The sequence below is a fragment of the Weissella uvarum genome (assembly GCF_016908785.1).
In the GTDB taxonomy this organism is placed as follows: Bacteria; Bacillota; Bacilli; order Lactobacillales; family Lactobacillaceae; genus Weissella; species Weissella uvarum.
Window position 1 is genome coordinate 15,900 of record NZ_JAFBEO010000001.1, and the last position, 22,451, is coordinate 38,350.

General features: G+C 40.8%; 19 protein-coding genes and 1 other annotated feature. All 19 genes read right to left on the reverse strand.

Features of this window, described 5'->3' with window-relative positions; genetic code table 11:
• Nucleotides 1-6: 6 nt before the first annotated feature.
• The 19 genes from mutS to JOC36_RS00185 all read right to left on the reverse strand — a co-directional run bounded on the left by mutS (nucleotide 7) and on the right by JOC36_RS00185 (nucleotide 22,425).
• Nucleotides 7-2,709, reverse strand: coding sequence for a DNA mismatch repair protein MutS (gene mutS, locus JOC36_RS00095; RefSeq protein WP_205144477.1), 2,703 nt, complete (start codon nucleotides 2,707-2,709; stop codon nucleotides 7-9).
• Between the two features lie 73 nt (nucleotides 2,710-2,782).
• On the reverse strand, nucleotides 2,783-3,328 hold the full coding sequence (locus JOC36_RS00100; protein WP_205144478.1) for a YceD family protein: 546 nt from the start codon (nucleotides 3,326-3,328) through the stop codon (nucleotides 2,783-2,785).
• A 7-nt stretch (nucleotides 3,329-3,335) separates the two neighbouring features.
• Nucleotides 3,336-4,514, reverse strand: a complete 1,179-nt coding sequence (locus tag JOC36_RS00105) for a nucleotidyltransferase (RefSeq protein ID WP_205144479.1) — start codon at nucleotides 4,512-4,514, stop codon at nucleotides 3,336-3,338.
• Nucleotides 4,515-4,517: 3 nt separating this feature from the next.
• Nucleotides 4,518-5,267, reverse strand: coding sequence for a class I SAM-dependent DNA methyltransferase (locus JOC36_RS00110; protein WP_205144480.1), 750 nt, complete (start codon nucleotides 5,265-5,267; stop codon nucleotides 4,518-4,520).
• A complete protein-coding gene (gene rsfS, locus JOC36_RS00115) occupies nucleotides 5,267-5,635 on the reverse strand; it encodes a ribosome silencing factor (protein WP_205144481.1) in 369 nt (122 codons plus the stop codon). The genes JOC36_RS00110 and rsfS overlap by 1 nt, the downstream gene beginning before the upstream one ends.
• Nucleotide 5,636: 1 nt before the next feature.
• Nucleotides 5,637-6,242, reverse strand: a complete 606-nt coding sequence (gene yqeK / locus JOC36_RS00120; protein ID WP_205144482.1) for a bis(5'-nucleosyl)-tetraphosphatase (symmetrical) YqeK — start codon at nucleotides 6,240-6,242, stop codon at nucleotides 5,637-5,639.
• Nucleotides 6,235-6,864, reverse strand: a complete 630-nt coding sequence (locus JOC36_RS00125; protein ID WP_205144483.1) for a nicotinate-nucleotide adenylyltransferase — start codon at nucleotides 6,862-6,864, stop codon at nucleotides 6,235-6,237. Before JOC36_RS00125 ends, yqeK begins: the two co-directional genes overlap by 8 nt.
• A gap of 18 nt (nucleotides 6,865-6,882) precedes the next feature.
• Complete coding sequence (locus JOC36_RS00130) at nucleotides 6,883-7,194, reverse strand: YhbY family RNA-binding protein (protein WP_205144484.1); 312 nt, start codon at nucleotides 7,192-7,194, stop codon at nucleotides 6,883-6,885.
• Nucleotides 7,195-7,196: 2 nt separating this feature from the next.
• A complete protein-coding gene (yqeH, locus tag JOC36_RS00135) occupies nucleotides 7,197-8,339 on the reverse strand; it encodes a ribosome biogenesis GTPase YqeH (protein WP_205144485.1) in 1,143 nt (380 codons plus the stop codon).
• On the reverse strand, nucleotides 8,332-8,859 hold the full coding sequence (locus tag JOC36_RS00140) for a YqeG family HAD IIIA-type phosphatase (RefSeq protein WP_205144486.1): 528 nt from the start codon (nucleotides 8,857-8,859) through the stop codon (nucleotides 8,332-8,334). The genes yqeH and JOC36_RS00140 overlap by 8 nt, the downstream gene beginning before the upstream one ends.
• A gap of 119 nt (nucleotides 8,860-8,978) precedes the next feature.
• Nucleotides 8,979-10,133: a D-alanine--D-alanine ligase family protein gene (locus tag JOC36_RS00145; protein ID WP_205144487.1), complete on the reverse strand. Its 1,155-nt coding sequence runs from the start codon at nucleotides 10,131-10,133 to the stop codon at nucleotides 8,979-8,981.
• A gap of 90 nt (nucleotides 10,134-10,223) precedes the next feature.
• Nucleotides 10,224-11,198, reverse strand: coding sequence for a DUF2785 domain-containing protein (locus JOC36_RS00150; protein WP_205144488.1), 975 nt, complete (start codon nucleotides 11,196-11,198; stop codon nucleotides 10,224-10,226).
• 76 nt (nucleotides 11,199-11,274) lie between these two features.
• A complete protein-coding gene (locus JOC36_RS00155; RefSeq protein WP_205144489.1) occupies nucleotides 11,275-13,107 on the reverse strand; it encodes an APC family permease in 1,833 nt (610 codons plus the stop codon).
• Nucleotides 13,108-13,253: 146 nt separating this feature from the next.
• Nucleotides 13,254-14,876, reverse strand: a complete 1,623-nt coding sequence (gene groL / locus JOC36_RS00160; RefSeq protein WP_205144490.1) for a chaperonin GroEL — start codon at nucleotides 14,874-14,876, stop codon at nucleotides 13,254-13,256.
• 73 nt (nucleotides 14,877-14,949) lie between these two features.
• Nucleotides 14,950-15,225, reverse strand: coding sequence for a co-chaperone GroES (locus JOC36_RS00165; RefSeq protein WP_205144491.1), 276 nt, complete (start codon nucleotides 15,223-15,225; stop codon nucleotides 14,950-14,952).
• Nucleotides 15,226-15,376: 151 nt separating this feature from the next.
• Nucleotides 15,377-17,338, reverse strand: coding sequence for an ABC-F family ATP-binding cassette domain-containing protein (locus JOC36_RS00170; RefSeq protein WP_205144492.1), 1,962 nt, complete (start codon nucleotides 17,336-17,338; stop codon nucleotides 15,377-15,379).
• On the reverse strand, nucleotides 17,335-18,675 hold the full coding sequence (locus tag JOC36_RS00175) for a bifunctional folylpolyglutamate synthase/dihydrofolate synthase (protein WP_205144493.1): 1,341 nt from the start codon (nucleotides 18,673-18,675) through the stop codon (nucleotides 17,335-17,337). The genes JOC36_RS00170 and JOC36_RS00175 overlap by 4 nt, the downstream gene beginning before the upstream one ends.
• Before the next feature lie 141 nt (nucleotides 18,676-18,816).
• Entirely contained in the window at nucleotides 18,817-21,492 is a 2,676-nt protein-coding gene (locus tag JOC36_RS00180) for a valine--tRNA ligase (protein WP_205144925.1), read from the reverse strand.
• 64 nt (nucleotides 21,493-21,556) lie between these two features.
• Nucleotides 21,557-21,767 (reverse strand) — a binding site (T-box leader).
• A 40-nt stretch (nucleotides 21,768-21,807) separates the two neighbouring features.
• Nucleotides 21,808-22,425 carry a LysE/ArgO family amino acid transporter gene (locus tag JOC36_RS00185; RefSeq protein WP_205144494.1) on the reverse strand — a complete coding sequence of 206 codons (618 nt, stop codon included), beginning with the start codon at nucleotides 22,423-22,425 and terminating at the stop codon, nucleotides 21,808-21,810.
• Between the last annotated feature and the right edge of the window lie 26 nt (nucleotides 22,426-22,451).

Below are 22,451 nucleotides of genomic sequence, written 5' to 3' on the forward strand. Positions count from 1 at the left end.
CTTGCATCACGATTCATGTAATTGTTGTTGCCATTGATTAATCTTTAACATCGCCTCTAATGGCGTCAACGTCGCCAAATTTAAGTCTTGCATTTCATTTAGCACATTTGTTGTATGTGTTTGTGCTTCAATTTGGAATAAGTCCATTTGTTGCTCTTCAGGAACCGCCTGATTAGTTCCTTGGTCCACGGCTGGCGTATCCTGCTGAGCAGCGGTTGCTTGCGTTGACGTGCTTTGATCAGCAACTACTTGTTGATCTGTTTTGGCATAACTGACTGTCGGATCCGCCAAACTTGTCGCATCTGTTGTTTCAGAAACTGATGCACCTTGAGCTTCCAGACCGTGCAAAATTTGCGTCGCACGCTCAATCAAATTATCAGGCAACCCCGCTAATTTAGCGACGTTAATACCATAACTTTGATCAGCCGGGCCATCCAAAATCTTATGTGAGAAAATCAATTGTCCATTTTCCTCAGTAGCGCCCACATGGATATTCCTTAGATGTGGCAATGAATCTGCCAAAGCCGTTAACTCATGATAATGCGTTGAAAACAGCGTCTTGGCTTTTGTATGTTCATGCACATATTCAATAATCGCCTGAGCCAAAGCCATCCCATCATATGTGGCTGTTCCACGACCTAACTCATCAAATAATATCAATGAGTGTGGTGTCGCATTCTGCAAAGCAGTGTTAGCTTCAGCCATTTCAACCATGAACGTTGAATTACCTGAGATTAAATCATCAGCAGCACCAATTCGTGTAAAAATTTGGTCAAAAACTGGTAACTTCGCCGAACTTGCTGGCACATAGGATCCAATTTGGGCCATAACGACTGTTAAAGCTAGTTGTCGCATATAGGTCGACTTACCTGACATATTGGGACCAGTAATTAAGAGGATATAATCATTTGGGTCCATTTGAACATCATTTGCCACGTAACTTTGATGTCCCAATACTTTTTCAACTACGGGGTGGCGCCCATCTTTGATCTCAATATCAGAAGTATCAGTGAGCTCTGGACGTACAAAATGATAATCCTCGGCAACTGTCGCAAGAGATAAAAGCACATCCAACGTGGCAATTTGAGCCGCCAAACGTTGCAAACGTGCAATATTATCCTTAATCGTGTCACGCACTTGCACAAATAATCGGTACTCCAGCGCACTTGATTCTGTCTGTGCCTCCATGATTTGTTGCTCATGTTCTTTTAATTCTGGTGTGACAAAGCGCTCTGCATTGACTAAGGTCTGCTTACGAGTGTATCGATCTGGATCGAGCTTATCAATATTGGCCTTAGTCACTTCAATATAATAGCCAAAAACTTTATTATAGCCAATTTTCAATGAATTAATACCCGTTGCTTCACGCTCGCTCGCTTCTAAGTCAGCCAACCATTGTTTACCATGGCTAGTTACTTCACGATATTGATCCAACTGTTCATTGAAACCAGCTTTAATCACGCCGCCATCCGTAACAGAAATTGGGGCATCTTCATCAATGGCATCCGCGATCAAATCCTTCAAATCTGTTACCGGATCAAATTGTTGCATAAAATCACCAAAAATTGTTTGATCTAATGCTTGCAAAGCTTCAATTAAGTCCGGCAAAGCTTCAAGCGAATGTTTCAACTGAAGGAGATCACGACCATTAGCAGTCCCATACGCAATGCGCCCTGCTAAACGTTCTAAATCATAAACATTTTTTAATTGATCTTGTAAGGCCGCACGCGTAAAGTAATCATCTTTAAGGGCCCCAACTTTATCGTAGCGCGCTTCAAGTGCCTTTTTATCTAACAATGGTTGTTCCAACCACTGCTTCAATAATCGTCCACCCATCGCTGTTTTGGTTTCATCAAGTAACCACAAAAGGGTTCCTGCGCGTTTCTGAGTTCGTAAATTAGTTGTCAATTCCAAATTAGCCCTTGAATGGCGATCAAGTTTTAAATATTGAGCCACTTCATAAGGTTGCGCTAATTGTAAATGATCTAATGAACGCTTTTGAGTCGCAAAAAGATAGCTTAAGAGCACACTCGTCGTATGAACCTCGAGTTGGTCAGTCAATTCTTGAGTTAAATATGACACTTCGGCATTATTTAAGATTTCGGTTTGATTAGACAACAAAATCCCTAAATTAGTGAGCGAAGCCATCAAGTCATCTGGTAATTGACTATCCGTAACAATTTCTTTGGTTTCCAAACGGCTTAACTCATTGAGTACTGCATTAATGGTCTGTAAACGGGTCACTTTCACTTCCCCAGTCGAAACATCAGCATAAGCTAACCCGTAGGCTTGTTGGTCATTTGTTAGACTCAAACCAACGATATAATTATTTTCCTTAGCTGCATCCGCCGAGTCTTTCATCCGTGTACCAGGTGTAACAAGTTGTACAACCTCACGCTTAACCATCCCTTCTGCATCCGCTGGATTTTCCATCTGCTCAACCACGGCGACTTTATAACCTTGATCAACTAAAATATCGATATAATTTTGCGCTGCATGGTGTGGTACTCCCGCCATTGGAATGGGATGCTCCGAATTTTTATTGCGTTGCGTCAGTGTTAGTTCAAGAATTTGTGAGCCTTTAATCGCATCATCATTAAACAACTCATAAAAATCGCCTAAACGATAGAATAAGAACGCATCTGGATATTGCGCCTTAATTTCATTATATTGCGCCATCATCGGCGTTGTTTGTGGCTTTTTTCCCATAATCATTCCTTTCACAATCCATCGCTTCAACTGAAAAACGCTCACCGGCTTCAACCACCAATAAGCGTTCTTCCTATTCGTCGTCCTTCAACAAATCCGCTAGCCCAGCTAAAGGTGTATGTTTTGCTTCAGGATCTTCTGCTTGCTTTGCAGCATAATCATCTTCAGAAATAACTTCCCAGTCTTTACCTGAAGGCATTTCATCATTTTCCTGCTCAGCTTTTGACAAGACTTGCATGGGAATTGAAACAACGATATATTCCATAATTGCTTCATCAAAATCAACCATGTCTTGATCAATTAAAATGATGGTTTCATCATCCTCATAACGATCAGCGTGACTTTCTTCTTGGATATAAATTTCATCCATGTCAGTTGAAATTGGGAAATCCACTGGTACAAGCGAACGACTAGATGGTGTTTTAATAGTAGTTTCAATATGCAAGTGCACCATTACATCGCCTTGATCAGCTTGAATGAATCCCTTCACATGGACCGGTTGCATATCTAAAATCAAATCAGGAAACTTCTCTAACATCGTTTGCTTCAAATCAAGTGTTTCATCAATTTGGAGAGGTTCCTGCTTATAATTTTGTAGTTCTGTAAAATGCCATTTCATGATAAATTTACCTTTCAAAAAAGATTGGAATACGTCCGGTATCTTGGGGCTTCGCATTAGGTTGTTTATCAAATAACTGATACAACTTGCCTGCGCGATAATCCAACTTACCGATTTGTGCGATTTCCTGCTTACCAAACCGATTAACAACAGGTAATTGCATCTGATCACGTTGTTGCTTTAACTGGTAACGCCCAACCTGATCCATACCTAAAACGCGTATATATGGTCGTTGCAATGCTGTTTGCATCTCGTTATTTTGCACATTTAATATGGTATACAACAAACTTCTGCGCAACCGCGCCCGTGTATAACGTTTTGTTTTAAAATCATCCAATAACTGCGTCATTGACTGATACTCATGGTGATCAATTAAATCAAACAAACGATACGCTAATCCGTCATTTAATTGATAGATTTCAGCCAATGCTTCTGGTGGTGTCGTTTGCACTTTATATTCTAAAGCCCCTAGCCAATCAGTCTCATATGATTTGACTTGACTACCTTGAGATAAGTCCTGAGCTGCCAAATCTGACATGTATGGCGTCAAATCTGCGTGGTCTGCCATGGCCGAACGAATTGCCGTCGCACTCGCAATATGCTGCTTTTCGGGCAATTGCTGATCATGATAAGCAGCACCAATTCGTTGAATTGGTTGCAATTGTATTTGTTCGCCCAGATGTAACTCTAAAACTGCATTGGCATAAGCCAAGCCTAACAAATCATTTGGTCGTTCAATCCGAAAACCCACTATCTGCTCCACCACATCGTTAAATTGTGTGGCATAGGTCTGCGTATAATCCTGCTTAAAAACTGGTTGATGCTGCAAGGCAGCTTGCGCTTGTTTGGCGATTGCCAAAAAATCTAAATCTGCATGTTCCGCTCCGAACGCAATTGTATCAACACCAGCATCTGCTAAAATTTTCACGGCCCCTTTTGCAAATAAGTGGGCTGGTTGAACTGCAAATGCAAACGGCAATTCAAGCACCAAATTAATGCCACCTGCTAGAGCCAAGGTTGTTCGGCGCCATTTATCAATTACAGCCGGCTCACCGCGTTGTACAAAATTACCACTCATGACAGCAATGACCACATCAGCATTTGTGACAGTCTTTGCTTGTTCTAGATGATATTGATGCCCATTATGAAAGGGATTATATTCTGTAACTAGTCCGACTGCTCGCATTGGTTAGGCGCCTTTCGTTGTATTAAAGAACCACCGCGTGGCTTCCTTGGTATCAGAAGTGCGTCCAAAATCAGCTGTTACTTGCACGTCAGTGAAGCCTGCTTCTTTGAGCAATTTCTCATAAGTTGCCAAAGGATACGTCCGTTCCGTATGAATTTCTTGCAACTGACGATAACCATCAATGTCTTCTTGGTAAAGGAAGAAAGTCAATTCATGTTCTACATTATGCTTTTGACCTTCAACACCAAATGAAGACCACATGAAGGCTGTTTCGTCATCATGCCAATTAAACATATAACCAGGATAAACTTCATCCGTTTGAACTGGGGTAATCACATCAAAGATGAACTGCCCACCGGCCTCTAAATGATTGTAAACTTGTTTAAACGTCTGCAACACATCTTGTTCATTTTCTAGATAATTGAGCGAATCTGCAAAACAAGTAATTGTCTGGAAGGTTAAATCAAGATCTGACCATTCCCTCATATCTCCTTCAATCAAAGGTAAATCAACTTGCGCTTCCTCAGCATGTTTTGCTGCTAGGCCAAGCATTTCAGGGGATAAATCAAAATTATAGACATCATTAATACCCGCTTGCTTTAACATAATGGCCAATCGTCCAGCTCCACCAGCTAATTCAAGTAAACGGCCTTTTGGATTTTTAATCGTTGCTTTAGCATAGGCAAGCCAATCTTCATAGGCTTCTTCATCAAATAATTGATCATACAAGCCTGCAAAAGTTCCGTAGTTCATTAATTTGCATCCTCATTATCAATCCAAGCGCTCAAGTCAATTTCAGATGCATCTCCCCACAACTTTTCCAAATTATAGTGGCGACGAACTTCACCCTTAAAAATATGCACGATTAAATCACCATAGTCGAGCAAAACCCATTGACCAGCTTGGCGACCTTCTTGTCGTGTTAATTCATAACCTGCTTTAGCCATTTGATTATCAATTTCGTCAGCAATTGCTATTACTTGACGCTCAGTAGGTGCTTGGGCAATCAAATAAGCATCTGCAATGAAGCTAATTCCTTCTAAATCCAAAGCCACAATATCTTCGGCTCGCTTGCTATCGGCAGCCTTAACAGCAACTTCTAACATTTTTTTATCTTCCATATTACTTCGTACTCCATTCATTATATGTCGTAATTGTTCCCGGATAAATCCGGCCATTTTTTGATAATAAGTATTCCAAAGTGTGTTTAGTCTGCCAACCCACACTTGCGCCTAAATCTTCAAAAGCCAAAGCTCTTACTTCGGCAACCCCTGGAAAATCACGGCCATCTTCGACATAATCAGCCATATAAATCACTTGGCTCAATTTAGTCATATATGCGGCTCCAATTGTATGTTGCCGAATGGCATCTAAGACATCTTGATGCGTAATGCCTAATTCATCATGTACCATTTCAGCACCAACAACACCATGCCATAAATAATTACCCCAATTTTTCAAGTCTGGATCAAGTTTTTTTTGATCAATCACAGCTAGAAAATCTTCATCAGAACGTTGCTTTGCATAGTCATGGGTTAACGCTGCAATTGAAGCTTGCTCTGCATCGACGTCCCAACGTTCAGCTAGTTCGAGAGCTTTCTTTTCTACTCGCAAAATATGTTCAAAACGACCTTGATTAACTTGGGCCTTCACCTTATCAATTAGGTCATTTCGACCTGCTGGATAAATATTTTCTTGATATGTTGGATAGCTGACTGAATTAGACATTCAAATATAACCCCTTTTCAAAAATATATGCCGCCACTAAATCTGGAATCATATATCGCACAGACTGGTGGTTTGCAATCCGTTCGCGAATATTTGTTGAACTCAATTCAAGGTTTGGAATTTGTACCCATTCAACTGGATAATCCGTTTCTAAAGGCGTGCCTTGGCGATTAACCCCAACAAAATGCACCAATTGCATCAATTCACTAATACGATGCCATGTTGGTAAATAGGCAACTTCATCACCACCAATAATAAAATAATATTCATTATTAGGATGTTGTTGTGTTAAAGCTTCCATCGTGTCAAAGGAATAACTTTTTCCACCGCGCATAACCTCGCTGAGCTCAATATCGAACCTGCTATTACCATGAATGGCCGCTCGAACCATATTAACGCGATCAGTTGCATCAATGGCTTCCTTCTCATCTACGTGTGGTGGAATTGCATTAGGCATAAACATCACTTTATCTAAGTTCAATTTATCAGCAACTTGCTCACCAATCACCAAATGTCCATAGTGCGGTGGATTAAATGTACCACCTAAAATACCAATCCGTTGTGCGCTTTCAGGTTCCGTAGCAACCTGAGCTTGCACATGTAATTGTGTCCTACTCTGCATGGTTCTTTCCTCGTTGCTCTAAATCGCCTTAACTGCTGTTGAATAATGGCGACGATCCTTATCTTTTGATTCACCAAACAATACTAAAGTGTGCCCAATTGATTGCACAACTTGAATATCAGAATTATCTTCAATAAAAGCTTGCAATTCAGCAACAGTCACATCTGAATTTGGTAAGATGTTTACCTTAAATAACTCACGCTTATCAATGGCATCTGACAGTTGATCCAACCAATTTTGGCTCATGCCTTGCTTTCCAATACTAAATAACGGACGCATATCATGCGCTTGTGCGCGTAAATAACGCTTTTGCTTTCCTCGTAATTCCATTTTTAAATCATCGCCTTTCGTATCAATACCGAAACGCCTTTAGGCGCATATGCAGCTACAACTGCATTCTGAGGTACTGTTAACCAACCTAAACCATCAATTACAATATCTGATTTTTGGGTGGTTTTAAATTCATGTCGTTGCATTGGTGGTAAATCAGCCAAATGTTCAGCCTCTGGTGGTGCCAAAAGTTCACCAGCATGTTGTTGATAAAAGGCATCTGCCTTTTCTAATTTTGTCCGATGCAACATCAAGTTATTTTCAAAGTATGCAGTGAAGCCGGATTTTTCGCCTTGAATAAAGTCAAAGCGGGCCAAAGCTCCGACAAAAATTGTTTGCCCAGGATTTAATTGATAAGTCCTTGGTTTCAACTCTTTTTGTGGTGAAACATATTTCAAATCTTTAGCTGTTAGATAATGGGCCATTTGATCTTGATGAATAATTCCTGGCGTATCAATAATTGCAGAATCATCATCCAATGGAATTTCAATCCGATCTAAAGTCGTACCTGGGAAACGTGACGTTGTAATCACGTCTTGACGCTCACCGGTCACCTCTTTAATAATTTGGTTAATCAATGTAGATTTACCAACATTAGTTACTCCAACAACATACACATCGCGTCCTTTACGCATCCGTTCAATGGTATCTAGTAACTGAGGCACATCATCTCCATTTTTACCAGAGGTAAGTGCAATCTCATCTGGCCGTAGTCCAGCAATATTAGCCTGTTGTCGCATCCAATCTTTAATTTTTGAACGACGAATTGACTTTGGCAAAACATCAATTTTATTGCCAACTAATAGGATTGGATTATCACCAACGAAACGGTGCAAACCCGGGATAAGCGAACCAGAAAAGTCAAAAACATCCATAACATAAACAACTAATGAATTAGTTTCTGAAATTTGGTCTAGTAACCGCCGAAAATCATCGTCAGTCAAACTCACCGGCTGGATTTCATTATAATGACGCAATCGGAAACACCGTTTACATAAAATTTCCTCATTTTCAAATCCCTTTTTCAAGGCTGACATAGGGGTATATCCAATGTCGTCTGGATTGGTTGTTTGAATTTTCGCACCACAACCAATACAACGCAAATCATCGGCAAGATAATTCTCAATTTCTGCTTCACTAATCAATGCTGTTCCTCCATGTAAGTTCTGGGTGCTTCTTCATCACACGACGTCGCACCCCTTTTTCAACAAATCGATTTATTTTCGTATTCCATTGGTCGGTTTCAATCAACGGTTTAACCAGAATACTAGGAATACCCGCACGATTGGCACCGAAAACATCAGTCAAATATTGATCACCAACCATCACGGCTTCTTCTGGCTTTAGATTTAATTCTTTTAAGGCTTCGTGCAAACCTTTAGTTCCAGGCTTGTAGGCTCGTGAAACAAAGGGAAGCCCCAACGGCTTTGCGACACGATCAACACGATCCGCCGTGTTATTTGAAACAATCATCACTGGAATCCCCGCAGCCTGCATTTGATCAAGCCAGTCATGCAATTCAGCAGTACCATCTGGGTTATTCCACGCAATCAGCGTATTGTCTAAATCAGTTAAGATTGCCTTGATCCCTTGGTCTTTTAATTGCTCCGGCGTGAGATGATAAATCGCATCTAACATCCATGTTGGTGTAAATGATTCTGTCATGATTGTTTCCTTTAATGTTCATAGTCTTACTGCTTATTATACGCTAAATAGAGCCTTGACGAAAGCAACGCCAACATAAAAAAAGGCGACCAGATTGGTCACCTTTTTGATCATTTCGCTTACTTAGTTGTACGTTCAGCGTTATAGTTTTTAGTTCCCACTTTTTCTTCGCCCAATTCAACGAAGTCATATGACAACTTATTCTCACGCTCGAACTCAGCCAAACCATATTGAATGATTTCATCAATCAAATCAGGATAACTGATTCCTGAAACTTCCCACATTTGTGGATATAATGAAATATTTGTGAAGCCAGGTAATGTGTTAGGCTCACCCAAGTATGGCACATTGTTCTTGTCAACCAAGAAATCAATTCGTGTCAAACCTACCAAACCAAGTGCCTTGTATGCATCCAAAGCCATTTGCGTAATTTCATCAGCCAAGTCTTGATCTAATTCAACTGGCATGTCAAAGACAACCCCAGAAGCATCGACGAACTTGTTGTTGTAGTCATACCAAACATCTTCCTTTGGCACAACAACCGCTCCAAGCTTTGAAGCACGTGGCTTCTCATTTCCCAAAATAGAAATTTCAATTTCACGAGGTTGGTCAATTGAAGCTTCTACCAAAACCTTATAGTCATATTGTAAGGCGTCAGCAACTCCAGCATTGAATTCTTCCGCATTTGTGACACGGTGAATTCCAACAGAAGAACCTTGCTTAGCAGCTTTAACGAAAAGCACTTCGGTTCCAACTTCCTTAACCATATCTTCATAGGTATAGTCTTGGTAATTTTGGTCCGTCAATAAGAAATACTTAGTATTACGGATACCAGCTTGGTTCAAAATCCGCTTTGTCAAATCCTTATCGAATGAAATCGCTGATGCTGCGACCCCTGGTCCAATGTAAGGCTTCTTTAACAAACGGAACAATGCTTGCAAAGTACCGTCTTCACCCAAGTTACCGTGAATAACTGGGTAGAATAAATCAATATCCTTGACGTCATTTAGCGCCATGATAGGTGCTAATGGATTTGACATGTCAACTTTATCCGTTGCTGCCTTAACAATAGCATCCTCATTTTCGTCCCCTTCCAAAACTCGCAATGAGTCTTCAGGGTTAATCATAATTCCGTCACGTGATACTAAGAAAACTGAAACATCATACTTTTCCCGATCCATGGCCTCGTAGATGTTTAAAGCCGAACGCTTTGAAACATCGTGTTCAGAAGAATTTCCACCGAACAATAAAGCAATATGTAGTTTATCTGACATGTCGCTGTTTCTCCTCTACTCTTAACTAATTTTTCAACTGAATTACTAGAACCCTAAGTATAACACGCTTTTTTTACGAAACGTGAAAATCTAGAAAAAATTCATGTTTTTTAAATAATTGCTAACATTTTCTGGCAATTTTGGTTGTGCTAACAATGCTTCATATAAGCGGCGTTGATTGTGCCAACGATGCCACCCCGCTTCATCCTGTGGTTCACCCTGTTGCACCAACTCACGGCGAATCCGTTTGACCTGCATTAAAAAGTTATTCACATAAATTGAATCCAAATTTAACAGATTAGTTAGATACAAAGCAATATGTTTTTCTTCACCCATAACTAATGGTGTCGCTAATCTCCGATAACTTTCCAAAAACGTTGTCAGTAGAAAAATTTTATCTAAACGTAGCATGTCATTATCAAAGTTAAACGCATCTAATAGATGAGCAATATGGACATAGGCATTAACCCAACCTTGTTGGTCAACAAAGCCTCGCGTATCATTTTCTTGCACAATATACGTCGCCAATAACTCAACCATCTCTTGATAATCTGGTGCATCCATTGGTAATGGTTGTTCCCACAATTTCATCACCGACAACAAGCAAAGATTATATGACCGTAAGAATACCCCTGCATTAGCATGTTCACGAATATGATAAAACAGCACTTCTGGTCTTAGGATATGCATCCGCACTGTCACCAATTGATCCATTGATAAAACTTGATCCTGAATCAACAAAACCAATGTTTTTAAGGCTGCATCCTCACGTACGCGTGGATCAATCTGACCAAGCGCATTAACCAATTGAATCAATTGTTCATTACTAACGGTCTGTAAATCACCAGCTAGCAACTGTTGCTGTAACACCGTACTGGTTTCTAACATTTCAGCAACTTCATCTGTACTTAACTGTTCCACCGGCGTTGGTACTTCTAAAGCCGGCTGACTATCAATAATTTCCCCGATTTTAGGACCTAATGACTCATAAACATCACCAGCCCGAAAAGCCTGGTGTAGCGCGTGCAGTTCACGTTGGACTTGATTTTGTTTTTGTGCACTCATTTTAACTCCTTACCCGACTTATTAATATAACTAGTATAGCAAATAAAAAGGCTCGTATGATAACGAGCCATAGTAACTATTCTTTCAAATGATAATAATACATCGACACAATCACATTACGATTGGCCAAAGCGTTATGTAACCGGACACTATTTTGGTTATGCAAAGCATTTTGCCATGAATGACGTGGCACAAAGCGCGGAATCAAAATCGTTAAAGTATGGTTACGAGAGTCAGCACCCTTATTGATTTCATCAACAAAGCGGACCGCTGGCTCTGTAATTGAACGATATGATGAATGAATATCAACATACCGAATATCTGGGAATTCACGCTTGAATTCTTCGCCTAATTTACGCTCTTTTTGGGGATTTGAATCAAACGACACGTGCATCGCAATCACAACATCACCAATTGATTTAGCATAATCAATCGCTTGTGCGGTCACTTTTGTCAAGTTTGACACCATCACAATCACAGTTGAACCTGAGTATGTGTGGCGCTTAACTGGTTCCTCTGAGATAACCCGTAATTGCTTTGCTACTAACCGATAATGTCGGTTGATTCGCCGGAAAACTTGAATCAAAAGTGGCATGATTAAGAAATAAGGCCACACAGATCCAAAATGCAAAACCATCAAGGTAATCACCAAGACAGCCGAAATTGTCGCACCTACAAAATTAATAAAAATCTTAGCAACCCAACGGCCAGACTTTTCACGAAGCCAATGGCGAATCATTCCTGATTGAGACAATGTGAAGGGCACAAAAACACCAATGGCATACAATGGAATCAAGCGTTCAGTGGAACCATTAAAAATTAATACCAACAGTATGGCGCCAACCGCCAAAGACATAATCCCGTTTGAATAGCTCAAACGATCGCCCTTATCCAAGTAAATATGAGGCATAAATTTGTCTTTCGCCAAATTATAGGCCAATTGTGGAAACGCAGAAAAACCGGTGTTAGCCGCAACTGCCAAAATTAAAGCAGTTGATACTTGGAAAACATAAAAGAGTGCTCCATGACCAAAGGCCTTTTCACCAATCTGTGATAGCAAAGTCACCTGTGAATTTGGCACTAAGCCAAACCAGTAAGACATGAACGTAATCCCACCAAAGAAGAGCCCCAAAATGATTGCCATAATTCCCAATGTTGCTGCCGCATTCCGAGCTTTTGGCTTTTTGAAATTTGGCACCGCATTTGAAATCGCTTCAACCCCAGTTAGCGATGAAGATCCACTTGAAAATGCCAACATAAAGAGCAAAGGTGTTGCACCGGCAAAACTGGTGCCAACCGCAGCTGTAGCATGATATTGGATTTTGCCGGTTAAAATATTATAAAAACCAAAGCCGATTAGCAATAGCATCATGACGATAAAGAAATAGACTGGGACAGTTAAAAACGTAGCTGATTCGCGTAGCCCACGCAAATTAATAGCCATCAAAATCAAAATCATCATAATCGCAATGGCAACAGTATACGGCCGTAACATCGGCAAAGCCGACGTAATCGCCTCAGTTCCTGAAGCAACCGATACGGCAACCGTTAACATATAATCAACCAATAACGACCCACCGGCAACCAAGCCAGCATTACGACCCCAATTCTCAGAAGTCACCACATAAGCTCCACCGCCGCCCGGGTAAGCATGAATAATTTGTCGATAAGACAAGACAATTGCCGCCAACAAGATCAACACAAGCCCAGCAATTGGTAATTGCCACCACAAAGCAACCGTCCCAGCGGCAAGCAATGCAGTTGTAATCTGTTCAGTTCCATAAGCAACTGAAGACAACGCGTCAGAAGACAATAATGCTAACGCTTTTGTCCGCGTTAGCTGTTGCGTTCCCTCATCTAAAGTTTTAAGTGGCTTACCAATTAGTAACCTCTTTATAAAACGCCACATCACACTGCTCCTAGTTCTTTTTTAATTAACATTGGCTATTGTAGTGCTAAACATTTTTAATGTCCATGTTTCTTTTTAGGATATTGTAAAAAAAAGCACTAAGCGGAATTCCGTTTAATGCTTTCTTTATTTAAGAGATTATTGAATTACATCATGCCGCCCATACCAGGTTGTGCAGCAGGTGCAGCAGGTGCTTCATCCTTTGGTTGTTCTGCGACAACAGCTTCAGTCGTCAACAACAATGCTGAAACAGATGCAGCGTTTTGCAAAGCAGAACGCGTTACCTTAGTAGGGTCAACGATACCAGCATTAATCATATCAACCCACTCACCGATTGCAGCATTGAATCCAGTTCCTTGTTGTTGTTCCTTAAGCTTGTTAACCACAACTGAACCTTCAACACCAGCATTTTCAGCGATTTGACGTACTGGTTCTTCAAGAGCACGCTTTACAATGTTAATTCCAGTTTGAACATCACCTTCTTCAGAAAGTGCTTCAACAGCTGGAATAGCATTAACCAAAGCAGTTCCACCACCAGCAACGAAGCCTTCTTCAACCGCAGCACGTGTAGCATTCAAGGCGTCTTCGATACGATACTTGCGTTCCTTCAACTCAGTTTCAGTAGCGGCTCCAACGTTAATGACAGCCACACCACCAGCTAACTTAGCCAAACGCTCTTGCAACTTCTCACGATCAAAGTCTGAAGTTGTCTCTGAGATTTGCTTCTTCAACAAAGCAACCCGTTCTGAAATAGCTTCCTTAGATCCAGCTCCTTCAACAACAGTTGTTGTGTCCTTAGTTACAGTAACACGAGCAGCTTGTCCAAGTTGTGAGATGTTAGCATCCTTCAAGCTCAAGCCAAGGTCGTCAGTGATAACAGTACCACCAGTTAGGACAGCCAAGTCTTGTAATTGCTCCTTACGACGGTCACCAAAGCCAGGTGCCTTAACCGCAACAACATTAAATGTTCCACGCATCTTGTTCAAAACAAGTGTTGGCAATGCTTCACCACTGATATCATCAGCAACAATCAACAATGAGCGACCTTGCTCAACAACACTTTGTAGTAATGGCAAAATGTCTTGGATGTTTGAAATCTTCTTATCTGTAATCAAGATATATGGATTATCCAAAGAAGCTTCCATCTTGTTTTCGTCAGTTACCATGTATTGTGACAAGTAACCACGATCAAATTGCATACCTTCAACAACATCCAATGTTGTATCGATTCCCTTTGATTCTTCAATGGTAATAACACCGTCATTACCAACCTTTTCCATTGCTTCAGCAATCAAATTACCAACTTCATCGTTAGCAGCTGAGATAGAAGCGATTTGGGCGACTTCATCCTTAGTTGAAACAGTCTTTGACATGTCGTGCAAAGCTGAAACAGCAGCATCGGTTCCCTTTTCAATACCACGGCGAACCCCAACTGGGTTAGCACCGGCAGTTACATTCTTCATACCTTCGTTAACGATAGCTTGTGTCAAAACTGTTGCAGTAGTAGTTCCGTCACCAGCAATATCATTTGTCTTTGAAGCAACTTCAGCAACTAACTTTGCGCCCATGTCTTCAAAGTGATCTTCCAAATCGATTGACTTAGCAATCGTGACACCATCATTAGTAATGGTAGGAGCACCATATCCTTGCTCCAATACAACGTTACGGCCCTTAGGTCCAATGGTTGTTTTTACTGTATCAGCAAGTTGGTCAACACCAGCTTGCATCTTTGAACGTGCATCTTCTGAAAACTTAATATCTTTAGCCATAAGTATTCACCTCTATTTTCTAAAACCTACGTTTTAACTGTTATCTTTTTAAAAAGTTTATTTCATTTATTAATTAAAAAATTGCAACAATATCTTTTTCGTGAACGACAAGATAATCTTGGCCGTCAACGGAAAGCTCTGAACCAGCATACTTGTCAAAGATGACTTCGTCGCCAACCTTAACAGCCTGTGGTGCAGTTAAATCACCAACAGATTGTTCTGAAACAGCGACAACCTTTGCTTTCACTGACTTTTCTTGGGCATTTGAGGCAATATAAATACCACCGACGCTCTGCTCTGGTTCTTCTTCAACCTGCAATACAACTCGATCTCCTAATGGCTTAATCATTGTCAAACAACCTCCAGTTACTTTCATAATATTTAGCACTCTATATATCTAAGTGCCAATCAACACTATCTATATTAGCACACCCTCATAAAAAAGCAACCTTATTTTTAAAAAAAGCGAAGAAATTCAATTAGAATCTCTTCGCTTTATTTTAATCACTTGTTTGGGTTAATTCTTCAACTTGAATGGACACATTGGTCCAACGCTCCTCCAACTCAGCCATCCGTTCTTCCAACGTTTGTGCTTGTGTTGACAATTCAGTCAACTTTGCCAAATCATTTCCGATTTCAGGATCATTTAATTGCTCACTGACAGCTTGCTGTTCTTTTTCAACCTCAGCCATTTCATTTTCAAGCGTTTCTAATTCACGATTGGCTTTGCGTAATTCCTTTTGTTGGGCTTTGCGGTTCGCAAACTCATCAGCTGAATTGGCTGCTTTAGGCTTTTTTGTCGCATCATTAGCCGCTTTTTGAACAGCCTCATCGACTTGGGGAGCATTTTCAACCCGTTTCTCTAGATAATAGTCATAATCGCCATCATAAAAATTTGTGCCATCTGGCGTTAATTCGACAACCTCAGAAGCAACCTCATTAATAAAGTAGCGATCATGCGAAACAAAGAAAATCGTTCCGTTGTATTCATTCAAAGCAGTCTCTAAGACTTCCCGCGAATCAATATCCAAATGATTGGTTGGCTCATCCAAAATTAGGAAGTTTGCATTTTCCATCGACAATTTTGTCAACAATAAACGTGCCCGCTCACCACCAGATAAGGCCGAAACCTTTTTATCAACTGCTTCACCACTAAACATGAATGAACCCAAAATCGAACGAACATCTTTTTCAGGCATGGTGGGGTGTTCATCCCAAACTGTATCCAACACTGTTTTCTTAGGATCAAGCGTTTGCTGTTCCTGATCATAGTAGCCAATTTGAACATTCGCCCCTAATTTAATCTCACCAGCTAATACTGGCAACTGTCCCAAAATGGTTTTAATCAAAGTTGATTTACCAACCCCATTCGGTCCAACTAGTGCCACAGCATGTTGCTTATCAACTGCAACATTAACCGGTTCAGCTAAAACATTGGTTGCATCATAGCCTAATTTCAAATCGTTGACACGCAACACTTCATTTCCAGATGATTCAGTGGTGGAGAATGTAATACGGGCAACCCCTGAATCATTCTTAGGCGGTTCAATCTTTTGCATGCGTTCCAATTGTTTACGACGTGATTGGGCCCGTTTCGTCGTAGATGCTCGCACAATATTACGCGCCACAAAGTCTTCTAACTTGGCAATTTCACCTTGTTGTTTATCATAGGCCTTTTGTTCAGCAACAATTTTTGCTTCTTTTTGTTGCATAAAATCACTATAGTTACCAACATAATGGTCCAAGACCCCTGAATGCATATCATAAATTTCATTTACAACACGATCCAAGAAATAACGATCATGCGAAACAATCAATAGCGCACCCTTGTAATTTTGCAAATATTGTTCTAGCCAAGCCAAAGTCTCCATATCCAGATGGTTCGTCGGCTCATCCAAAATGAGTAAATCAGGCGTCTCCAACAACTGTTTTGCAATCGCCAAACGCGTCCGCTGGCCCCCCGACAAAGTTGACACCTTACGGTCATAGAAACTTTCATCAAAGCCAAAGCCATGTAAGACCCCGCGAATCTTAGCATCATAACCGTAGCCATTCTTTTCTTCAAAATCATGTTGCGCTTGATCATAATCAGCTAAGAGCTTCTGATAATCTTCACTCTCATAGTCTTCGGCAGCCACCATTTGTGCTTCCATTTGGTGCATTTGTTGCTCTAATTCAATGACATCATCAAAAGCCGTTAACATTTCATTATATACGGATAGTTCCGAATCCAAACCTGAATTCTGTGCCAGATAGGCCAATTTAATGCCACGCTTCATCGACACTTCACCCTCATCAGGTTGAGTCTCACCAATCAGCATTTTCAATAACGTGGACTTTCCAGCCCCATTTCTGCCAACTAAACCAATTCGCGCTTTTTCATTCACTTGAAGCGAAATATGTTCAAAAAATGTAACACCATTAAATCGGCGCGCCACATCACTTGCTTGTAAAATAATCATACGTTCGTCTCACCTATTTCATTATTTGTTTTTATTTTTGATCGTACTTCCGATACAAAATACAACGAACCCGTAAAGACAATTGGTTGTCCTTGTGACTGTAGGTGCTGATACAAGGCATACCAGTCACTTTGGTAGTCGATATTAAGTCCCTCAGGCAATGCTTGTAAGGCACTTTTTGAAATATCCGTCCGTTGGTTTGGCGCATCGAAATGCACCACATGCAGTTGCACATTTGGAATTGTTGCCAAGTCTTCTAACATCTCGCCAAAATGTTTATCAGCAAGAATCCCGACAATCAGATGAAACGGCTGTTGTTGCTTAACAAAACGATCTTCCAACGTCGTTTTTAGGGCTGCAATTCCTTGCGGATTATGAGCACCATCAATAATTGTTAATGGATTGTCAGCAATTTTTTCAAAACGTGCAGGCCAAAAGACATCCGCCAAAGCGGTTCTAATTATCGTCGCATCTAACTGTATGTGCAATTTTGGTGCCACAGTCAAAGCCGTTTCAATAGCAACACTGGCATTAATTTGTTGATAAGCACCCGTTAACGCAAGATGAATCTCTGGAATCATTTGTGTTCCAACAAAATTGAATGTTTCACCAAAAAGTGCTTGTTGTGCTTGAGGTTCATTTTTAAAATCTACACCAAAAGCAACGACCGGTGCATCAATTTGTGCGGCTCGATCTATAACTACTTGTTTAGCTTCAAGCGCTAATGGCCCAATAATCACCGGCCGCTTAGGTTGCAAAATACCCGCCTTGGCCTCGGCAATTTCAGCTAGGGTATTACCTAAGATTCGCATATGATCATAACCAACATTTGTAATGACTGCCGCTAGTTTATCCGGTATTACCTCCGTTGAATCCCAGGTTCCCCCAACACCAACTTCTAATACAATCACGTCAACTGGATGTTGTTGGAAATAGACAAACATCGTTGCCGTTAGAGTTTCAAATTCAGTCGGCCCACCATTTTCTAGCTGCTGATCTAAGCGTTCTGCAATCGGTGCAACTGTTTGAACGGCTGCTAATAAATCAGCGTCCTTAATTTGGCCATCATTATCTTGGATCCGTTCATTAAATCGCTCAATAAAAGGTGACGTAAATAAACCAACTTGCAAGCCTGCCGTCCGCAAAATTCGCGTAATCATCTTACTAGTAGAGCCTTTTCCATTGGTTCCAGTCACATGAATATACTGGTTGGCCCGCTCCGGATGACCCAATGCATCAAGTAAAGCATTGATACGCTTAAACGATGGCGTTTTTGACCATTTATGACGACTATGAATGTAAGCAATGGCATCTGCTGCTGTTTCAATTTTTATCATTACGTCCCCTTCAATTCAAATGTCTATTGTCATTTTATCGTATCCAGACGCATCCGTCACGCATCCACCAGCTTCAACACATATCATTCGTTCATCAAAAAAGGATGTCACCATCACGGTAACATCCTTTTTCAAATGGCATTAAGCATCTTTAGCTGCTTTTAATTCTGCTAAACGAGCATTCGTTGTGGCCAATTTAGCTTCCCAATCAGCAAGCTTTTCACGTTCTGCTGCAACCACAGCTTCAGGTGCAGAATTAACAAACTTTTCATTTGAAAGCTTGCCTGAACTACGCTTAACTTCACCAGCGTACTTTTTCGCTTCACTTTCCAAGCGTGCAATTTCGTCATCAATATCAATCAATTCAGCCAATGGCACATAGACCTGTCCACCAGAAAGCGCTTTGGTCATCGCCAAGGTTGGTGCTTCAATTTCAGAAGCGATTGTTAATTGCTTTGGCTTAACGAAACGATTAATATAATCTGAATTTTCCTTGAAAATACGTTGTAGATTTTCATCAGCCGTTTCAATCAAGACATCCACTGCCGTTGACATTGGCGCATTTGCTTCCGTCCGAATAGTTCGTACCGCTGTAATCAGTTCAACCAAGCTTTGGAAATCAGATTCAGCTACTGGATCTGCTAATTCAGCATGGACCTCAGGGAAAGTAGCATTCATAATGCTGTCATATTCGTGCACTGGCATATCAAGATAAATTTCCTCAGTCACAAATGGCATGATTGGGTGCATCAAACGCAATGTTTGGTCCAAAACATATGCTAAGACAGCTTGCACATTCTTCTTAGCCGCCTCATCATCACCATTCAACGTTTCCTTGGTCATTTCAATATACCAATCGGCAAAGTCATTCCACAAGAAATTATAGAGAGCTCGACCGGCTTCCCCAAATTCAAACTTGTCAAAGTTCTTCAACACAGCATCAACCGTCGTATTCAAACGTGACAAAATCCAACGGTCAGCCAATGAAAGCTGACTCATATCTTCTGGAAGCTCAGGCTTTGTATCATCATCCAAATTCATAATGACATAACGTGAAGCATTCCAAATTTTGTTGATAAAGTTCCAAGCTGCATCCATCTTAGTATATGAGAAACGCATATCTTGGCCAGGTGTTGAACCAGTTGCTAAGAACCAACGCAAAGCATCAACACCATACTTATCAATTACTTCCATTGGATCAATGCCATTCCCCAATGACTTTGACATCTTACGGCCTTGTTCATCACGAATCAAACCGTGAATCAAAACATCCTTAAATGGTCGTTCACCAGTGAATTCCTTTGATTGGAAAATCATGCGTGAAACCCAAAAAGGAATAATATCGTAACCCGTTACCAATGTATTAGTTGGGAAGTAACGCTTAAAATCAGCCGCATCTTCATCTGGCCAGCCCATCGTTGAAAATGGCCACAAAGCTGATGAGAACCATGTATCCAAAACATCTGGATCTTGCTCCCAGTTTTCGGCATCTTCTGGCGCTTCCATACCAACGTAAACTTCGCCCGTTTCCTTATGGTACCAAGCTGGAATCTGGTGTCCCCACCACAATTGACGTGAAATCACCCAATCATGAATGTTTTCCATCCAACGTTCGTACGTTCCCTCAAAACGCTCAGGATGGAAGTTAACCTTTTCATCAGGATCCTTTTGCATATCCAAAGCTTGCTTAGCTAAAGGTCCCATCTTGACGAACCATTGCGTTGACAAACGTGATTCAACTTGCACCCCTGTCCGTTCAGAATGACCAACCGCGTGCACAATTGGTTCAATCTCAAGCATATAACCTTGTTCTTGCAAATCATCAACAATTGCTGTCCGCGCTTCGAAACGATCCATACCATTGTACTTACCAGCATTTTCATTCATGCTAGCATCATCATTCATTGTATTGATGCGTTCCAAATCGTGACGATTACCTACAGCAAAATCATTTGGATCATGCGCTGGCGTAATCTTTACCATTCCAGAACCAAATTCAGGATCAACATATTCATCGGCGATGATTGGAATTTCACGGTCAACCAATGGCACTCGTACAGTCTTACCCACTAAATCACGATAACGATCATCACTTGGATGTACTGCAACCGCCACATCCCCAAACATTGTTTCAGGACGTGTCGTTGCAATTTCAATATAAGGCTTACCATTAAATTCATCATTTTCATCAACAAATGGATACTTTACGTGATAAAAAGCCCCTTCATCATCTTCATGAATCACCTCAATATCAGACAAAGCAGTCCGAGCCTTTGGATCCCAATTGATAATATATTCGCCACGATAAATCAAACCTTTGTTATACAAATCAACAAAGACCTTCCGCACGGCCTCTGATAGTCCGTCATCTAGGGTAAAGCGCTCTCGGTTATAATCAACAGAGATTCCCATTTTAGCCCATTGATCGTGAATTGTTTCAGCATATTCATTCTTCCAATCCCAAACTTGATCAACAAACTTCTCACGTCCTAAGTCATAACGCGAAACGCCTGACTCAGCTAAACGTTGTTCAACCTTAGCTTGGGTCGCAATTCCAGCGTGGTCCATTCCAGGGATCCACACCGTATCATAACCCTGCATTCGCTTTTGACGAATCAAAATATCTTGTAATGTAACATCCCACGCATGTCCTAAATGCAACTTTCCAGTGACATTAGGCGGTGGAATCACAATCGAATACGGACGAGCCTTATCATTACCAGATGGCTCAAAACGCCCTTCCTCGCGCCACTTATCATAGCGGCCAGCTTCAACTGCTTTGGAATCATACTTTCCAGGCATATCTATATCACGCATCAAATCACTCCATTCATTTCGTTTATTTTGCATAAAAAAAGTCCTCACCACATGTTAAACATGTGATCAGGACGAATCATTCGCGGTACCACCTGATTTAAAAACGTTACCGTTTCTATCTCAATTAGAACTTAACGCGTCTCTCACGTTATCAGCTACTTGTTTCACTCATAAAGCCCATTAGCTACCTTCAACAGCATTAACTTGTGTGCTCACACCGTCCACACTCTCTAAAAAGTTAAGCGCTATTTACTCCTCTAATGCATTGCTATAGAAATTATTTTACTGGTTTTTTCATTTAAACGCAAGCCAGCTTTATCCAAGCAACATTTGCGCTGCTCCAAACAAGAAGTAAATTCCATAACCGACCATGATTAAACCTGATACAAGATTAACAAGCACAAAGGCACGCTTTGAAAGGCGATTTTTGAAGATATTGACGAAAATCGTAATAATTAAGAACCATAATGATGTGGCAATTAAGACACCAATGATAAATGGAATCACATCGGCATCCGCTAACTTGGCCCGTGTCGCCCCTAACATCAAACTGCCATCAACCAAAGCTTGTGGATTAGCCCAAGTAACAATAAAAGCTGTTACAAAAGCTTTCCCTGCTGACAATTGATTTTGTTCAGCATTTAAGTTCACTTGGTTAGCTGAACGAAGAATACTCCAACCAATATAAACAACCAATAAGCCCCCTAAAATCATGACGATTAATTTTAATAACTGGTTGGAATTAATAATGGCTCCCATCCCAAAGTAAGCCACCACTGAAAATGATGAATCCGCCAACCATACAAAGAAAACATATAACAAAGCCCGCTTTAACGGGTTATTCATCGCTGAATTAAAAACATACAAATTTTGCATCCCAATTGGGGCGATGAACGCAAAGCCCAAAATCATTCCACTAATCACTGCCGACATAGTGCTTCCTCCTAATCCTATTCTGA

What these genes read in the sequence shown, in the direction of transcription:
- mutS (WP_205144477.1), bottom strand. Translation starts at nt 2,709, where the DNA reads ATGGGAAAAAAGCCACAAACAACGCCGATGATGGCGCAATATAATGAA.
- JOC36_RS00175 (WP_205144493.1), bottom strand. Translation starts at nt 18,675, where the DNA reads ATGATAAAAATTGAAACAGCAGCAGATGCCATTGCTTACATTCATAGT.
- yqeK (WP_205144482.1), bottom strand. Translation starts at nt 6,242, where the DNA reads ATGTCTAATTCAGTCAGCTATCCAACATATCAAGAAAATATTTATCCA.
- JOC36_RS00165 (WP_205144491.1), bottom strand. Translation starts at nt 15,225, where the DNA reads ATGATTAAGCCATTAGGAGATCGAGTTGTATTGCAGGTTGAAGAAGAA.
- JOC36_RS00125 (WP_205144483.1), bottom strand. Translation starts at nt 6,864, where the DNA reads ATGCAGAGTAGGACACAATTACATGTGCAAGCTCAGGTTGCTACGGAA.
- JOC36_RS00145 (WP_205144487.1), bottom strand. Translation starts at nt 10,133, where the DNA reads ATGTCAGATAAACTACATATTGCTTTATTGTTCGGTGGAAATTCTTCT.
- JOC36_RS00100 (WP_205144478.1), bottom strand. Translation starts at nt 3,328, where the DNA reads ATGAAATGGCATTTTACAGAACTACAAAATTATAAGCAGGAACCTCTC.
- JOC36_RS00140 (WP_205144486.1), bottom strand. Translation starts at nt 8,859, where the DNA reads ATGACAGAATCATTTACACCAACATGGATGTTAGATGCGATTTATCAT.
- JOC36_RS00180 (WP_205144925.1), bottom strand. Translation starts at nt 21,492, where the DNA reads ATGCGTGATATAGATATGCCTGGAAAGTATGATTCCAAAGCAGTTGAA.
- JOC36_RS00110 (WP_205144480.1), bottom strand. Translation starts at nt 5,267, where the DNA reads ATGAACTACGGAACTTTTGCAGGCTTGTATGATCAATTATTTGATGAA.
- JOC36_RS00170 (WP_205144492.1), bottom strand. Translation starts at nt 17,338, where the DNA reads ATGATTATTTTACAAGCAAGTGATGTGGCGCGCCGATTTAATGGTGTT.
- JOC36_RS00150 (WP_205144488.1), bottom strand. Translation starts at nt 11,198, where the DNA reads ATGAGTGCACAAAAACAAAATCAAGTCCAACGTGAACTGCACGCGCTA.
- groL (WP_205144490.1), bottom strand. Translation starts at nt 14,876, where the DNA reads ATGGCTAAAGATATTAAGTTTTCAGAAGATGCACGTTCAAAGATGCAA.
- JOC36_RS00130 (WP_205144484.1), bottom strand. Translation starts at nt 7,194, where the DNA reads ATGGAATTACGAGGAAAGCAAAAGCGTTATTTACGCGCACAAGCGCAT.
- JOC36_RS00155 (WP_205144489.1), bottom strand. Translation starts at nt 13,107, where the DNA reads ATGTGGCGTTTTATAAAGAGGTTACTAATTGGTAAGCCACTTAAAACT.
- rsfS (WP_205144481.1), bottom strand. Translation starts at nt 5,635, where the DNA reads ATGGAAGATAAAAAAATGTTAGAAGTTGCTGTTAAGGCTGCCGATAGC.
- JOC36_RS00105 (WP_205144479.1), bottom strand. Translation starts at nt 4,514, where the DNA reads ATGCGAGCAGTCGGACTAGTTACAGAATATAATCCCTTTCATAATGGG.
- JOC36_RS00185 (WP_205144494.1), bottom strand. Translation starts at nt 22,425, where the DNA reads ATGTCGGCAGTGATTAGTGGAATGATTTTGGGCTTTGCGTTCATCGCC.